The sequence below is a fragment of the Sphingomonas flavalba genome, assembly GCF_004796535.1.
In the GTDB taxonomy this organism is placed as follows: domain Bacteria; phylum Pseudomonadota; class Alphaproteobacteria; order Sphingomonadales; family Sphingomonadaceae; genus Sphingomonas_L; species Sphingomonas_L flavalba.
The window spans coordinates 38,063-52,770 of the sequence record NZ_SPHY01000002.1 but is presented as its reverse complement, the minus strand read 5'-3'; the positions used below and the strand labels follow the sequence as shown (position 1 = coordinate 52,770).

The window sequence follows — 14,708 nt, the reverse complement described above, 5'->3', positions numbered from 1 at the left end:
CATGGCATCACGCCTGCAGCGGTCAGGGCATCCGCCGCCCGACCCAGACGACTCGGCCGATGACGTTGATCGCCGCCGGGTCGCAATCCGGCCAGGCGGGATAGGCGGGGTTATCGCTCTTGATCGTGAACTGCCGCCCGGTCGGGTTCATCGCCACCCGCTTGACCCACACCACGTCTTCGACCCGCAACACATAGATGCCGTCGCGCAGCCGCGCGACGCCGTCGGCGCGGTCGACCAGTATCTCGTCGCCGTCGTCCAGCGTCGGCGTCATCGAATCGCCGTCGACCGAAATCACCGACAGCATTGCCGGGTCGACGCCCTGCCGGCGCAGCCAAGCCGGGTCGAACCCGATCACGCCGATCCCCCGCTCCGTGCCCGGCACCGCGCCGGGGCCGGCGGAGGCGTCGATGGCCAGCCGCCTGACCCGCGCGATATCCCCCATCGGCTGCCGCGCCGGCCGGTCGGCGGGCGCGCCGAGCAGCGTCTCCGGCACGCGGAAATAGCGGGCCAGCACATGCCGATCCTCCTCGGCCAGCCGGCGCGGGGTGCCGCGCTTGATATATTGCTGCAGATAGGCGGGGTTGCGGCCGATCATCCGCGACAGCGACGCGTAATCCTCGCCCTTCTCCCGGATCAGGGCGTCGAGCGCGGCGCGGGGATCGGGCTGGTCCATGCCTGCCAATATAGTGATAGGATTTTTCCTAGACAAGTAGGAAATCCTGCCAGACATAGGATATTCCCTATTTGTTCCAAGTCTGGCGGAGAGGACGAATGACGATATTGCGGCAAATCGAGGTGTATCTGAAGCAGACTGGGATGCCGCCAACCCGGTTTGGCCGCAACGCCGTGCGCGACCCCCGCCTGGTCCACGACCTGCGCAACGGGCGCGAACCCGGCGCGCGGATGGTCGCCCGCATTCTGCGCTACATCGCCGGCGAGCCGCAATGAGCCGCCGCGCCGACCCGCTCGCCGCGCTCTGCCGCTGCCTTGCCCGCCGCGCGCCCGGCCTGACCGTCGTCGAAAGCCGGTCGCGCCCCTGGGCCAGCGTCACCTTCACCGGCGCCCGGCACCGGATCGTGCTGACGGTGCCGGACGGCCAGCGCACCGCGCTCCTCGACGGACTGGACTGCGACGATCTTCCGCTCCCCGGTCACATCGTCGCCGACAACACCGCCGCCGACGACGGCGCCGCGATCGTCATCGAGGCATTGACCGTCGAGGCGGACTAGGCCCGGCCGATCCGGCGGACGGCGTCGGCCAGTTCGGCGCTGACCGCCGGCGGCCGCCCGCCCAGCCGCGCCAGCCCCGCCTCCAGCCGGGCAAGCAGCACCGTCGCCCCCGCACCCGCGCCCGCGTCCACCGGCTCCGGCGCGGGGTGAAACACCGCGTCTGACGCCGCCGCGCCCGTCCAGCGCCGGGCGCGCTGCCGCCGGTTCAGCCCGTGCAGCAGCGCGACGAAGCCAAGGCCGACGCCCGCCGCCGCCGCGCCGGCGATCAGCAGCCGCGCGGTCATCCCCAGCGGCGGCGCCGCTGCCGGGACCAGTGCCGGCAATCCGGTCAGCCCGACCAGCGCCACCAGCAACCCGCCCGGCGCCAGCAGCACGCCCGTCGCGGCGACCAGCGCCAGCCCGGCCGCGCAGGCCATCGTCTCATTCCGCGGGCTCATCGCCATCACGCTCTCCCTCCCGCCGCTAGACCAAGCGGATGGCGGCCGGTCAAGGCGCGATAGACCGGCGCGTAGCGCGCGATGTTCGCCGCCCAGTCCCGCTCGCGGATCACATAGGCCCGCGCCGCCTCCCGCCGCGCCGGCCAGTGCGCGCGGTCGTCGAACAGCCCGGCCAGCGCCCCGGCGATCGCCTCCGGCTCCCCCGGCGCGAACAGCGTGCCGGTCACCCCGTCCTCGATCAGCTCGCGGTGCCCGCCGACGTCGGACGCGGCGACCAGCTTGCCTTCCGCCATCGCCTCCAGCGGCTTCAGCGGCGTAACCAGCTCGGTCAGCCGCATCCGCTTGCGCGGATAGGCGAGGATGTCGACCAGCCCGTAATAGCGCGCGACCTCGCGGTGCGGCACCCGCCCGGCGAAGCGGATGCGGCCGGACACCGGCGATGCCTGCGCCTGCGCCTTCAGCGCCTCCTCCATCGGCCCGCCGCCGACCAGCAGCAGATGCGCCTTCGGGCGCCGCTTCACCAGCGCCGGCATCGCCGCGATCAGGTCGTCGATCCCCTCATAGGCATAGAAGCTGCCGATGAACCCGACCGTGTCGGTACCGACCAGCCCCAACTCCGCCGCCAGCCCTTCGTCGCGCGGCGGCGACGCACCGAACAGCGTCCGGTCGACGCCGTTCGGCGACAGCTTGATCTTGTCCACCGGCACCCCGCGCGCCACCAGGTCCCGCCGCAAACCCTCGCAGATCACCGCCACCGCATCGGCGGCGTGGACGGCGCGAGTCTCCAGAAACCGGGTCAGCCGGTAACGGGCGGAGCCTTCGCGCCCGGTGCCATTGCCGACCGCCGCGTCCTCCCAGAACGCGCGGATCTCGTAGAGCAGCGGCAACCCCCGCCGCCGCGCGACGCGGAGCGCGGCGAGCGCGGTCAGCACCGGCGAATGGGCGTGGAGGATGTCGGGCTTCCACGCGCCGACCACCGCGTCCAGCCGCCGGCCGAGCGCCTTCACCTCCCGCCACTCGCCGATCGGCGACGGCGCCGCCGGGGGCGTCTCGGTGCGGAAGAAGCGCAGCCCGTCCACCCACTCCTCGCCCGGCCCCAGCGCGGTGTGGCGCGGCCCTGTCACCGCCGCCACCTCCAGCCCCATCGCCTCCTGCGCCTTCAATATCGCGCGGGTGCGGAAGCTGTAGCCGCTGTGCAACGGCACGCTGTGGTCAAGGATATGAAGCACCCGCATCCCCGCCCCATGCCCCGCCCATGTTTAACGCCCCGTCAACCGCACCACCGCACGCGCCAGTCCCCCTTCCCCCCTTCTACCCCCCCAAACCCGTCCATCCCGAGCGCAGTCGAGGGACGCACCCGATCCCATGCGTCCCTCGACTGCGCTCGGGATGGACGGGAAATGGGTGCAGGACCGGGCATGCCCCCATGCCCCGCCGCCAAGCTCACCCATCCCCACCCCCAAGGTTTACGCCACATCAACCGCCCCCGCGCTAAGCCCGCGCCCGATGATCGACAATTTCGCTCTCGCCCTGACCCATGCCCTGCTGTTGCTGGCGGCATGGCGGCTGGCCGGGCGGGCGGATCTGGATCGGGATGCGCCGCCGCCCGCCCGGCGCGGCGGCCGGCCGCCGCGTGCGTGACCTTGCCTTCATCGGCTTCCTGCTCGCGCTGCTCGGCCTTGGCCTGCGGCGGCCGTTCCTGTTCGTCCTCGCCTATGCCTATGTCGACATCGTCGCGCCGCAACGGCTGACCTATTACCTGCTGAATGCGGTGCCGCTGTCGCTGATCGTCGCGATGCTGGCGGCCGGCGGCTGGCTGCTGGCAGATGACCGGCGGGGCGCGCGCATCGCCCCGCGCCAGATCGTGATCCTGCTCCTCCTCGGCTGGTGCGGCGTCACCACCGGCTGGGCCGCCTTCCCGGTGGAGGCGGCGGACAAGTGGGACTGGGTGTGGAAGGCGCTGGCGTTCACTGCCTTCCTGCCGCTCACCCTGCGCACCCGGTTGCGGATGGAGGCGCTGGCGCTGTTCATGACCCTGTCGGTCGCCTCGATCATCATCGTCGGCGGGATCAAGACGCTGCTGTCCGGCGGCGGCTACGGCGCCCTGAACCTGATGGTCGACAACAACAGCGGCCTGTACGAAGGCAGCACGATCTCGACGGTGGCGATCGCGCTGGTGCCGCTGATCCTCCATCTGCGCCGCCATGGCACCATCTACCCGCCGGACGGACGGGTACGGTTGTTCGCGGCGGCGCTGATCTTCGCCTGCCTGATCCTGCCGGTCGGGACGGAGGCGCGGACCGGCCTGGTCTGCATCGGCGTGCTCGGCCTGCTGATGCTGCGCGACGTGCGCCATCGCGGCGCCTATCTCGGCGCACTGGCGGCGGCGGTGCTGGTCGCCGCGCCGCTGCTGCCCGACAGCTTCACCCAGCGCATGGGCACGATCACCGAATACAAGGCGGACCAGTCGGCATCGACCCGGCTGGCGGTGTGGCGCTGGACATGGGATTTCGCCCGCGAACACCCGCTCGGCGGCGGGTTCGAGGCCTACCGCGCCAACCGCGTCGTCGTCGCGACCGAACGCACCGCCGGCATCGGCAACACGGTCGAGGCGAACCCGATCATCGACAAGGCCCGCGCCTACCACAGCGCCTATTTCGAAATGCTCGGCGAGCAGGGCTTTCCCGGCCTGCTGCTGTGGCTGGCGATCCAGCTTGGCGGCCTGTGGCGGATGGAGGTGATCCGCCGCCGCTACGCCCGCGCCGGGCCGGAGGATGGGTGGATCGCTTCGCTCGCCACCGCGCTTCAGCATGCCCAGATCATCTACCTGGTCGGCGCCGCCTTCGTCGCCATCGCGGTCCAGCCGTTCATGCTGATGCTGATCGGCCTGCAGATCGGGCTGGACGGCTGGCTCAAGGCGCGGGATCGCGGCGCCCGCCGCCACCCGTTCGTCCGCCCCCGGGCGCCGGCGCCGGCGGCATGAGCGGCCGCGCCAACGACCTGCCGGCGCTGACCGCGATCCGCGGTTTCGCCGCCTGGTATGTGGTGCTGTTCCACATCCGTGACAGCATCGACTGGCTGCCGGCGCCGCTCCATCGGCTGCTCGGCTACGGCTATCTGGCGGTCGACCTGTTCTTCGTCCTGTCCGGCTTCGTGCTGTGGCTCAGCTATGCCGGGCGCCTGTCCGCCGGCGGGCGGGAGGCGATCCTGCCGTTCCTGTGGCGGCGCATCGCCCGCATCTGGCCGCTCCATCTGTTCCTGCTCGCCGCGCTGACGGTGCTGGCCGCCCTGTTCGCCGCCACCGGACGCGGCGACCCCGGCCGCTATCCGTTCGCCGAACTGCCGCTGCACGCGCTGCTCCTCCAGAACTGGGGCTTCACCGATACGCTCGGCTGGAACGTCCCGGCCTGGTCGATCAGCACCGAATGGGCGGCCTATCTGCTGTTCCCGCTGCTCGCCGCCATCGGTTGGCAGCGCCGCCCCTTCGCTCTCTCGCTCGCGGTCGCGGCCGGGCTGCTCGCCCTGCTTGCCTGGGCCTATGCGCCCGGCGGGCGGCTGTATATCGACGTGCCCCGCCTCGGCCTGCTGCGCTGCCTTGCAGAATTCACGCTTGGCACCCTGCTCTGCGCCGCGTGGCGGCGGCCGGCGGCCGCGCCGGGCATCGCCGCCATCGTGCTGCTGCTTGCCGCACCGCTGCTATGGCTGGCCGGCCTGCCGGAAAGCATCGCCGCGCCACTGTTCTGCGCCGGGCTGGTCCTGCTGCTCGCGACGCGGCCGGGGCTGCTCGGCGCCCGCTGGGCGGTGTGGCTGGGTGAGGTCAGCTACGCTACCTACCTGTCGCACACGCTGGTCTGGATCGGGTTCAAGCTGCTGTTCGTCGCCGACCCCGCCCATGTCGGCCCGCTGCATATCGCTGCCTATCTCGCGCTGGCGCTGCTCGCCTCCGCCCTGCTCCACCGGCTGGTCGAACGCCCCGCCCAACGCTGGCTGAACGCTCGCCCTCCGCTGTCGCCCCGCCCGGCGGCAGCCGCCTGAGACTACTCAGTCGCCACTCGGCCGGAACCCCGCGCGCCAATCGCGTGTTAGAGTTCGTCCGCTTGAAGCGGAATCGGCACCGGCCGCCTGAAACGGACAGGCATTGGCGAAGGGCGGCGTCAGCGCGGGGGAATTGCCCGCTTGCCCCGCCCAGCGCTATCTGGTTGCGGCGGATTCACGGCTGCGTGCCGGCGGCCCCGCCCTGTCCGGTCCGTCACCCGCCTGTCTGAAAGGAAGACGCCATTACGACGCCCGCCGGCCCGCCCCCCAGCCATGTGCCGGACTTGCCGGCTGAAATCGCCGCGCTGTGGACGGCGATGGTCGACTGGCTGCAAACCCACAGCGCGCAGATCATCCTCGGCGTCATCGCGGCGGCGGCGATCGCGCTGCTGTTCCGCTTCATCCGCAGCCTTGGCGAAAAGCTGTGCCACCGGATGGCGACGGAACCGGGCTGGGCGACGATCATCGGCCGGACGATCGCGCGCACCGGCAACCTGTTCATTTTCGCATTGTCGGCGCGGCTCGTCGTCCATTTCGCGCAGGCGCCGCAGCCGGTGGCGGAGGTGTTCAACTTCATCTTCGTCGTCATCACCGCATTTCAGGCGGCGATGTGGGCGCGCGAACTGATCATCGGCTTCATCGAATATCGTAGCGACGCCGGCGAGCATGAGGCACTCGGCAACGCGATCAACATCATCCGCCTGCTGGTGACGGTGGCGCTGTTCGCGATCGCGCTGATCCTCGTGCTCGACAATCTCGGCGTCAACGTCACCGGCCTCGTCGCCGGCCTCGGCATCGGCGGCATCGCCATCGGCCTTGCCGCGCAAGGCATCTTCAAGGATCTGTTCGCCGCGCTGTCGATCCTGTTCGACAAACCGTTCCGGCGCGGCGACACGATCAAGTTCGACACCGACCTTACCGGTCAGGTCGAGGCGATCGGCCTGAAGACGACGCGGATCCGCTCGGTCGACGGCGACCAGCTCGTCGTCTCCAACGACAAGCTGCTCGGCGACGTCATCCGCAACCTGCGCGGGATCACCAACCGCCGCGTCGTGCTCAACCTGCCGCTGCTCTACACCAGCGACCCGGCATTGCTGGAACAGCTTCCGGCTGCGCTGAAGGCCATCGTCGAGGCGGAAAGTGATTGCCGTTTCGACCACGCCTGGCTGACCGCCTTCGACACCAATGGGCTGACGCTCGAACTGATGTTCCATGTCCGCGCCGGCGCCGACCGGATGATGGAGGCACGCCACGCGATCATGATCGCGACGATCCGGCGCCTGCACGAAGTCGGCCTGCGCCTGTTCTCCCCGCCGCCGGCGCCCGAACCGGAACCGCGCCAGGCCTGACCGGTCAGCGCAGCAGCGGCCGCACCAGCGGTCCGGCGCCGCAGCGCTTGGCCAGCGCCGCCACCTGGTCGAACCCGCCCAGCAGGCCGAGCACCGCCAGATTGGCCGGCGACCGGCGCAGGATCAGCAAGTCGACGCAGGGCACCGCCCCGGTCGCGAACTGCCGTTTGTGCTGGCCGTCGCCCTCGGTGAAGTCGAACCGGGCGAAACGCTGCTCGGCGAACAGCGCTTCCAGCGCACTGTATTGCAGCACCGTGCCCGGCGACAGCGCGGCGAAAGTCGGATCGTGGCCGAGATAGGCGTAGAGCAGCGTGTCCCCGACGGCCGGGCAGTAGAGATAGGCCGCCGCTCGCCCGCCGATGTGCAGCAGCCAGGCACGCAGCCGCCCCGCCGCCGCCGCGCGCTGCATGTCGGCGATGAAGTCGTCGCCGGTCGGCAGGCCGGCATCGAGCAGCCGCTCCTGATAGGTCAGCCGCGAAATTCCTCGCGCCTTGCGGTAGAATTCGTGGATCGACGCCGGGTCGTGGTGGGCGGTGATCGCGATCGTCCCGCCGCTGGCGTTGGCCAGCCGCCGCGCCTTGCGGCGCAGCGACGCGCGGGTCGCCGGCGACAGGCCGGCCAGATAGGCGTCGAACCTGCCCGTCAGGTCGACATAGCGCCTGGCATAACGCTGGCGCTCCAGCACGGCGCTGCCGTCGGGCGCCACGACCCCGGCCTGGGCGACCGGCAACGCCGTCACCAGCCAGCCCTCCGCGTCGGCTAGCGGCGGCAGCGTCACCGGCGCGCCGGACAGGCCGCCGGCCAGCGTCACGCCGACGCGGTGCAGCCGCCGGTGCAGGGTCAGCATCGTGCGGGCGCCGGCGGTCAGGCGCAGCGGCACCGAGGCGGGCGGGCGGACGAGCGGGGCCGCGCTCACAATCGCCCCTCGTAAAGCAGATTCGCCATCGCCTGCGCCGCCATCCGCCCGGCGGTGCGGCGCAGGCTGTAGGGCATCGGCGTCGCGACGACGCCGAGCGGCACGGCCTCCAATTCGCTGAAAAACGCCGTCGGCGCCCGCTCCGCCCGCTCGGCCAGCCGCCGGCACAGCGTCGAAAACCGCCTGACCAGCACCGGATTCGGCCGCCGCCCGTCCCGGCAGGCCAGCTCGAAACTATGGCTGACCAGCGTCACCAGCGGGTGGCCATTTCCAACAGCATGATCGACCGCCGCCACCAACTCCCCTGCCGACGCCGCGGTTAGCTGGCACGGCCGCAACCGCCCCGGCCCCTCGCTGAATTGCGTAACCGGCACCTCGATAATACCCTGATAACCTAGCGGGAAACTTTGCTCCGCCGGCAACCCGATCGCGCTCGGCCATGGCGCATGGCTGCCGTTGTGGCTGCTGTCGTACCGCAGGCCAAGCGCCGCCAGCGCGGCGAGCGTCGCGTCGTCGGCGGCAAAGCTCCCGACGCGGAACGCGATCGGCGGCGGCGCTCCCGCCTCGACCAGCAACGCCCGTGCCTCGGCGATCAACGCCCGCTGCCGTTCCGGCGGATAGGCGTTCAACTCGAAGCTGCCGCCGGCGCGACGATCGTCCAGCGTCGCCCCCGCCCAATTGGGGTGCAGGTGCAACTGCACCTCCTGCCCCGCCGCCAGGATCGGCGCGACGATCGCGCGGATCGCCTCTCGCCCCAGCACCAGCGCCGGCATCGGGTCGACGAAGAAGCATGCCTTCAACCCATGCCGCCCGAGCAGGGCGAGCTGGTAGCGCAGGCCGACTCCGGCCGGGTCGATCGAGCGGCGTATGACGTCGGCGACATCGAGCCCGGCGGCGTAATGGCGCCAGACCAGTTCCGTATCGATCGTCAGCAGTACCCGCGTCGTCATCCCGGCTGCCTACGCCGCCGGGGATAAGGACGGGTAAACCGTCAACCGCGCCGCCTAGCGGCTGTGGAAGAAATCGTAGATGCCCTGGGCGACGCCGGTCGACACGCCCGGCGCGCGGCACAGATCCTCAAGGCTGGCGTCGCGCACCGCCCGCGCCGTGCCGAAATGCATCAGCAGCGCCTTCTTGCGCGCCGGGCCGATGCCCGGCACCTCATCCAGCGAGCTGCCGCCGATCTGCTTGGCGCGCCGGGTCCGATGCGCGCCGATCGCGAAGCGATGCGCCTCGTCGCGCAGTCGCTGCAGGTAGAACAGCACCGGCGCGTTGGGCGGCAGGCTGATTTCCCGCCCGTCGGTCAGATGGAATATTTCGCGCCCGTCCCGCCCGTGGTGCGGCCCCTTGGCGATGCCGACCAGCGGCACGTCCTCCACCCCCATCTCCTCCAGCACCTGCCGCACGGCGTTCAGCTGGCCGCGACCGCCGTCGATCAATACCAGATCGGGCCAGTCCCCGCCGTCGCGATCCGGGTCCTCGCTCCGCGCCCGGGCGAAGCGCCGTTCCAGCACCTCGCGCATCATCGCGAAATCGTCGCCAGGGACTGTCTCGGCACGCTTGATGTTGAACTTGCGATAGGCGTTTTTGCGGAAACCCTCCGGGCCGGCGACGACCATCGCGCCCAGCGCGTTGGTGCCCATGATGTGGCTGTTGTCGTATATCTCGATCCGGTCGGGCGGCCCGTCCAGATCGAACAACTCCGCCAGCTCACGCAACAGCTTTGCCTGCGTCGTCGTTTCCGCCATTCGCCGTTCCAGCGCCTCGACCGCGTTGCGTTCAGCCTGCCGGATCAGCCGCAGCCGATCCCCCCGCCGGGGTCGCGACAGGGTGACACGGAAGCCGGCCTGCGCGCCGAGCGCTTCCACCAGCAAATCCGCGTCGGGCAGGTCGCGGTCGACCAGCACCATTTTTGGCGGCGGCACGCTTTCGTAGAATTGGACGAGGAAGCTGACCATCACTTCGTCATCCGGCACGTCGGCGACATGGGACGGGAAGAAGGCGCGGTGCCCCCAATTCTGGCCGCCCCGGATGAAGAAGGCCTGGATGCAGACGACGCCGGCGGTGCGCGCCAGCGCGAAGATGTCGAGGTCGCCCAGCCCTTCGGCATTGATCGCCTGGCCGCCCTGGATGAAGGTCAGCGCCTTCAACCGATCGCGGTAGATCGCCGCCAGCTCGAAATCGAGTTCGGCGGAGGCGCGCTCCATCGCCGCGCCGAGCTTGCGCTGCACCTGGGTCGACTTGCCGGCCAGAAACGCCTTCGCATCGTCGACCAACTCGCCATAGGCGTCTTCCGAGATGCGGCCGACACACGGGGCGGAGCAGCGCTTGATCTGGTAGAGCAGGCAGGGCCGCGACCGGTTGGCGAAGAAGCTGTCGGTGCACGAGCGCAGCAGGAACAGCTTCTGTAACGCGTTCAGCGTCCGCGTCACCGAGCCGGCACTGGCAAACGGGCCGTAATAATTGCCCTTCGCCTTGCGCGCGCCGCGATGCTTATGGATGCGCGGAAAAGCGTGGTCGGCATGAAGCAGGATGAAAGGGAAGCTCTTATCGTCGCGCAGCAAGACGTTGTAAGGCGGACGGTAGCGCTTGATCAGTTGCGCTTCGAGCAGCAGTGCTTCGGCTTCGTTGTTGGTCGTGACGATGGTCATCGACCGGGTCTGTGCGACCATCCGCTGCAACCGCTTCGGCAGGCGGGCGACCTGGGTGTAGTTGACGACGCGATTGCGTAGCGCCCGCGCCTTGCCGACATACAGCACGTCGCCCCGCGCATCGAGCATGCGGTAGACGCCGGGCCGGGCCGGCAGCGTCTTCAGGACAGTGCGGATCGCACGCACGCCTTCCTCGAGATTGGGCGCGTCCGCACCGCGCACGGTGTAGACGGCCTTTTCCTCGTTGAAGCGATCCGGTGCCTGCGGCTTGGGCATGGCGGGGATTTAGGATGCCGGACGCGCCGATACCACCGTTTGTTCACCCCGCCCGATGGCCGAGGACGGTCAGTTGGCGCGGCCCAACCCGGCGATCGTCCGGTCGATCAGCGCCTTGTCCGTCGTCGCATCGTGCTTCTCTGCGATCAGCGCGGTCGCCGCGCTCACCGCCGCGCTGGCGGCAGCGGCACGGATATCCGCCACCGCGCCGCGCTCCGCGGCCGCGATCTTCTCTTCCGCCATCCGCGCCCGCCGCGCGACGAGATTTCTGGCATCCTCTTCCGCGGCGGTGACGATCTGCTGCGCCTCCTCCCGCGCTCGCGCGACGATGGCGTCGGCGTCGCCCGCGCTTGCCGCATTGCGCTTCTGCGCCTCAGCGAGCAGGGCCTCCGCTTCGGCACGGATCGCCTTCGCTTCGTCAAGCTGTCGCCGGGTATCGGCAATGCGCGAATCGAGCCCGCCGGCGATCTGCTTGGGTAGTTTCAGCACCAGCGCCAGAATGAAGAACAGAGTCAGGCTGACATAGACCCAGCCCTCTGCCCCCAGGCCGAGCAACTGCGGTTCCGCGCCATGGGTGGCGTCCTCGTGGGTGAGGGCGACGGTGTTCTGCGGAATGCCGGGTACGTGTGCGCTCATGCCTGCCTCAATGTGCCGCAACAGCGGCCTTGGCGGCCTTGGCGGCGACGGACGGGGTCGGCCGCTTGCCGGTAAAACGCTCGACGATGTCGGCGGAAGCCTCCGCCGCGATCGACTCGATGCTCGTCATCGCCTTGGCCCGGGCCTGTTCGAGCGCGGCTTCCGCCGTTTTCAGCCGGGCGTCGACTTCTTCGCCGGCCGCCGCCAGCCGGGCTTCGACCGACCGACCGACCTGCGCCTTGCTGTCGGCCAGCGTAGCGCGGGCGCGCTCCCGCGCTTCGGCGATGCCTTCGTCATAGGCAGCCTGAATGTTGTCCGCCTCCGCCTTCGCCCTTTCGGCCGTGGCGATATCGCCGGTGACCTGATCCTCACGCGCTGTCATCACCCGACCGAGCTTCGGCAAGGTGAAGCGCACGATCCCGAAATACAGGATCGCGAAGAACGCCGTCAGCCAGGCAAGCTGCGGCACGAAAGTGGCGAAATCAAATTGCGGCATCGGTTTCCCGTTTCAGGCGTGCGGCGACGTTTTGACTCAGCTGAACGCCAGCGCCAGCGCAACGACCGCCGCGATCAGACCGAGCGCTTCCGTCACGGCGAAGCCGAAGATCAGGCGGCCGCCCATCTTGGCGTCGGCTTCCGGATTGCGGACCGCGCCGTTCAGATACTGGCCGAACACCGAGCCGACGCCGATGGCCGCGAGACCCGCGCCAACCGCCGCCAGACCGGCACCAATGACCCGTGCTGCTTCTGCGTCCATGTCAAATACCTTTCCGTCGATTGAAGTGCTTAATGAAGATTGACCGCGTCGTTCAGATAGATCGACGTCAGCAATGCGAAAACATAGGCCTGCACCACCGCGATCAACAGCTCCAGAGCGGTCAGCGCGACGTTGACCGCGAGCGGCAGCACGCCGAACACATAGGGCAGCGCCTGGAACGAGCCGAGGGCGACGACGAAGGTGCCGAACACCTTCAGCAGCACGTGCCCGGCGGTCATGTTGGCGAACAACCGGATCGCCAGGGTGAACGGCCGCGACAGGAAGCTGATGAATTCGATCAGGAATACGAAGGCGCCGAGTAGAATGTTGGCGTCCTTCGGCCAGAAAAGACTGAAGAAGTGCAGGCCATGGCGCGCGAAGCCGACGATGCAGACCACCGCGAACACGATCGCCGCCAGACCAAGCGTTACCGCGACATGGCTGGTCGGGGTGAACGCGCCGATCCACGGCAACAGGCCGAGCAGGTTGCAGGCGAGCACGAAGACGAAGATCGAAAAGACCAACGGCACGAAGCGCCGGCCATCGGCACCGACATTCTCGTCGAGCATCTTCTGAACGAATTCGTACATATACTCGACGGCGGCTTGCCAGCGGCTCGGCACCAATTGCGGCCGCGCCGTGCCGATGAACAGGAAGGCGGCGATGCTGACCATCGCCACCAGCATCCACAGCGAGCTGTTGGTGAACGAGACATCATAACCCATCGCATCCAGCGGATGCAGGGTCCTGATCTCGAACTGCTCCATCGGGTTGGCCATGCCGCTACTTCTCGTTCCGCTCGTCGTTGTCGGGGCTCGCGTCGAACTGAGCCGAGGTCTTCATCGCCCGGCGCGTGCCGGCGGCGAAACCCAGGACCAGCATCACCACCATCGCCCATGGCTTTGTGCCAAGGCCGGCGTGGTTGTCGATCAGCCAGCCGATGAAGCCGCTGACCAGCACCGCGCCGACGAATTCGACACCAACCGCCCAGCCCCGGCTTTCGGCGGCGCCCACTGGTTGCGTGCCGCCACGGGCATGCTCCGCCTTCGCATCGGCGATGCGTCGGTCGAGATCATCCTTCCCGGTCTGGCGGTCGTCAGCCAAGGCACACCTACAGATAAGAAAACATCGCCGGACAAAGTCCAGGCGACGCACTGCCACCGCAGGCCACCCTGCCGGCGCGCGGCTCGTTTAGGAACCGGGCGGGTGCAAGTCAACACCGTGCCGCCGTGCTTCCCGATCGCGCCGATTACCGTTAGGCTCATCGGATGGGGGATGGGATAACCGACGGTACCGGCCACCGGTCGCGCCTGCGCGAAAGGTTGCTCAACGACGGCGAGTCGCTCCTCGACCACGAACTGATCGAATATCTGCTCGGCTTGGTCATCCGCCGGCAGGACACCAAGCCGCTCGCCAAGCGCCTGCTCCACCAGTTCGGCGGGATAGGCGGGCTGCTGTCCGCGGACGCGGCGGCGCTGGCGCGCGCCGGATTGGGCGAGACCAGCGTCGCGGCGCTGAAGATCGTGCAGGTCGCCGCGCTGCGCCTGGTCCGTGCCGAGGTCAGCGAGCGCCCGGTCATCGCCAGCTGGCAGGCGCTGCTCGACTATCTGCGCGCCGACCTCGCCCATATTCCGGTCGAGCGGGTGCGCATACTCTACCTCAACGCGCGCAACATGCTGATTCGCGACGAACTGACCAGCGAGGGATCGATCGATCAGGCGGCGATCCACCCGCGCGAGGTGATCCGCCGCGCGATCGACCTAGGCGCCAGCGGCGTGATCCTGGTCCATAACCACCCGAGCGGCGACCCGGCGCCCAGCCGCCAGGACATCACCGTCACCCGCGCGCTGATCGAAGCGGGCAAGCATCTGTCGATCGTCGTTCACGACCATATCATCATCGGCGCCGGCGGCCACAGCAGCATGCGCGCCGCCGGGCTGATCTGAACCGCGCAAAAACGGGCTTCCCATCAGGGAAGCCCGCCAGTGAGGGCCTGATGATCAGCCCTGGAGGAAGGTCGTCAGCTCAGCCGGCGAAACGGCCTTGCTGTTGTCGGCATCGGCCTGGGCGAAAGCGGCGCTCGCCCATTTCTGCAAGTCTGTCGCCTTGGCCTTCTCGCCTTCGGCCTGGGTCTTGAGCGCGATCAGCCAGGTGCTGAACTCCTGTTCGTTCAGATCGCCGCTCTTATCGGAGTCGTAGGTGTCGAATTCGGATTCGACAACGGCGGTGACATTGGCCTTGGCGTCCGGCTGCGCGTCAGCGTCCGGCTGCTCCTGGGCTAGGGCAGGGGCGGTCAGCGCCAAAGCGCCGACCATCAGCAGTGTACGAAACATCGATCATCTCCACGTGATGGAACTCCGGCCCGATTGTTCCAGGCCACCTGCGACGCGGGGCTTGCGCTGCCATCGATCAACGTGCC

19 protein-coding genes are annotated in these 14,708 nt (G+C 69.1%); 7 read left to right on the top strand and 12 right to left on the bottom strand.

The window, feature by feature from the left end; all coding sequences use genetic code 11:
- Positions 1-22: 22 nt before the first annotated feature.
- Positions 23-676, bottom strand: coding sequence for a S24 family peptidase (locus E4A53_RS02045; RefSeq protein ID WP_136161458.1), 654 nt, complete (start codon positions 674-676; stop codon positions 23-25).
- A 98-nt stretch (positions 677-774) separates the two neighbouring features.
- Between E4A53_RS02045 and E4A53_RS14575 the strand changes: the two genes are divergently transcribed.
- Positions 775-951: a hypothetical protein gene (locus tag E4A53_RS14575; RefSeq protein WP_168694288.1), complete on the top strand. Its 177-nt coding sequence runs from the start codon at positions 775-777 to the stop codon at positions 949-951.
- Entirely contained in the window at positions 948-1,232 is a 285-nt protein-coding gene (locus E4A53_RS02040; protein WP_136161457.1) for a hypothetical protein, read from the top strand. The genes E4A53_RS14575 and E4A53_RS02040 overlap by 4 nt, the downstream gene beginning before the upstream one ends.
- Here the strand turns inward: E4A53_RS02040 and E4A53_RS02035 are convergent.
- Positions 1,229-1,675, bottom strand: a complete 447-nt coding sequence (locus tag E4A53_RS02035) for a hypothetical protein (RefSeq protein WP_136161456.1) — start codon at positions 1,673-1,675, stop codon at positions 1,229-1,231. The two genes, E4A53_RS02040 and E4A53_RS02035, sit on opposite strands and share 4 nt — an antisense overlap.
- Positions 1,675-2,904, bottom strand: a complete 1,230-nt coding sequence (locus tag E4A53_RS02030) for a TIGR04063 family PEP-CTERM/XrtA system glycosyltransferase (protein WP_136161455.1) — start codon at positions 2,902-2,904, stop codon at positions 1,675-1,677. The genes E4A53_RS02035 and E4A53_RS02030 overlap by 1 nt, the downstream gene beginning before the upstream one ends.
- Before the next feature lie 271 nt (positions 2,905-3,175).
- Between E4A53_RS02030 and E4A53_RS14985 the strand changes: the two genes are divergently transcribed.
- The 4 genes from E4A53_RS14985 to E4A53_RS02015 all read left to right on the top strand — a co-directional run bounded on the left by E4A53_RS14985 (position 3,176) and on the right by E4A53_RS02015 (position 7,053).
- On the top strand, positions 3,176-3,310 hold the full coding sequence (locus E4A53_RS14985; RefSeq protein ID WP_275401790.1) for a hypothetical protein: 135 nt from the start codon (positions 3,176-3,178) through the stop codon (positions 3,308-3,310).
- Positions 3,303-4,652, top strand: a complete 1,350-nt coding sequence (locus E4A53_RS02025) for a putative O-glycosylation ligase, exosortase A system-associated (protein ID WP_136161454.1) — start codon at positions 3,303-3,305, stop codon at positions 4,650-4,652. Before E4A53_RS14985 ends, E4A53_RS02025 begins: the two co-directional genes overlap by 8 nt.
- Positions 4,649-5,704 carry an acyltransferase family protein gene (locus E4A53_RS02020; protein WP_136161453.1) on the top strand — a complete coding sequence of 352 codons (1,056 nt, stop codon included), beginning with the start codon at positions 4,649-4,651 and terminating at the stop codon, positions 5,702-5,704. Before E4A53_RS02025 ends, E4A53_RS02020 begins: the two co-directional genes overlap by 4 nt.
- 284 nt (positions 5,705-5,988) lie before the next feature.
- On the top strand, positions 5,989-7,053 hold the full coding sequence (locus tag E4A53_RS02015; protein WP_136161452.1) for a mechanosensitive ion channel family protein: 1,065 nt from the start codon (positions 5,989-5,991) through the stop codon (positions 7,051-7,053).
- A 4-nt stretch (positions 7,054-7,057) separates the two neighbouring features.
- Here E4A53_RS02015 and E4A53_RS02010 read toward each other — a convergent pair whose 3' ends face one another.
- The 8 genes from E4A53_RS02010 to E4A53_RS01975 all read right to left on the bottom strand — a co-directional run bounded on the left by E4A53_RS02010 (position 7,058) and on the right by E4A53_RS01975 (position 13,393).
- Positions 7,058-7,969: a GNAT family N-acetyltransferase gene (locus E4A53_RS02010; protein ID WP_239018089.1), complete on the bottom strand. Its 912-nt coding sequence runs from the start codon at positions 7,967-7,969 to the stop codon at positions 7,058-7,060.
- Positions 7,966-8,919, bottom strand: a complete 954-nt coding sequence (locus E4A53_RS02005; RefSeq protein WP_136161451.1) for a polysaccharide deacetylase family protein — start codon at positions 8,917-8,919, stop codon at positions 7,966-7,968. The genes E4A53_RS02010 and E4A53_RS02005 overlap by 4 nt, the downstream gene beginning before the upstream one ends.
- Before the next feature lie 54 nt (positions 8,920-8,973).
- A complete protein-coding gene (gene uvrC / locus E4A53_RS02000; protein WP_136161450.1) occupies positions 8,974-10,896 on the bottom strand; it encodes an excinuclease ABC subunit UvrC in 1,923 nt (640 codons plus the stop codon).
- Positions 10,897-10,965: 69 nt separating this feature from the next.
- Entirely contained in the window at positions 10,966-11,532 is a 567-nt protein-coding gene (locus E4A53_RS01995; protein WP_136161449.1) for a F0F1 ATP synthase subunit B family protein, read from the bottom strand.
- Positions 11,533-11,539: 7 nt separating this feature from the next.
- Complete coding sequence (locus tag E4A53_RS01990; RefSeq protein WP_136161448.1) at positions 11,540-12,028, bottom strand: F0F1 ATP synthase subunit B family protein; 489 nt, start codon at positions 12,026-12,028, stop codon at positions 11,540-11,542.
- A gap of 36 nt (positions 12,029-12,064) precedes the next feature.
- Positions 12,065-12,289 carry a F0F1 ATP synthase subunit C gene (locus E4A53_RS01985; RefSeq protein WP_136161447.1) on the bottom strand — a complete coding sequence of 75 codons (225 nt, stop codon included), beginning with the start codon at positions 12,287-12,289 and terminating at the stop codon, positions 12,065-12,067.
- Positions 12,290-12,318: 29 nt separating this feature from the next.
- Positions 12,319-13,068 (bottom strand): F0F1 ATP synthase subunit A, encoded by a 750-nt coding sequence (locus tag E4A53_RS01980; RefSeq protein WP_168694286.1) that lies wholly within the window; start codon positions 13,066-13,068, stop codon positions 12,319-12,321.
- A 4-nt stretch (positions 13,069-13,072) separates the two neighbouring features.
- A complete protein-coding gene (locus E4A53_RS01975) occupies positions 13,073-13,393 on the bottom strand; it encodes an AtpZ/AtpI family protein (protein WP_168694285.1) in 321 nt (106 codons plus the stop codon).
- Positions 13,394-13,557: 164 nt separating this feature from the next.
- Between E4A53_RS01975 and radC the strand changes: the two genes are divergently transcribed.
- Entirely contained in the window at positions 13,558-14,235 is a 678-nt protein-coding gene (radC, locus tag E4A53_RS01970; protein WP_136161445.1) for a RadC family protein, read from the top strand.
- 54 nt (positions 14,236-14,289) lie between these two features.
- Here the strand turns inward: radC and E4A53_RS01965 are convergent, their stop codons facing one another.
- Complete coding sequence (locus E4A53_RS01965; RefSeq protein WP_136161444.1) at positions 14,290-14,622, bottom strand: EF-hand domain-containing protein; 333 nt, start codon at positions 14,620-14,622, stop codon at positions 14,290-14,292.
- Positions 14,623-14,708 lie beyond the last annotated feature (86 nt).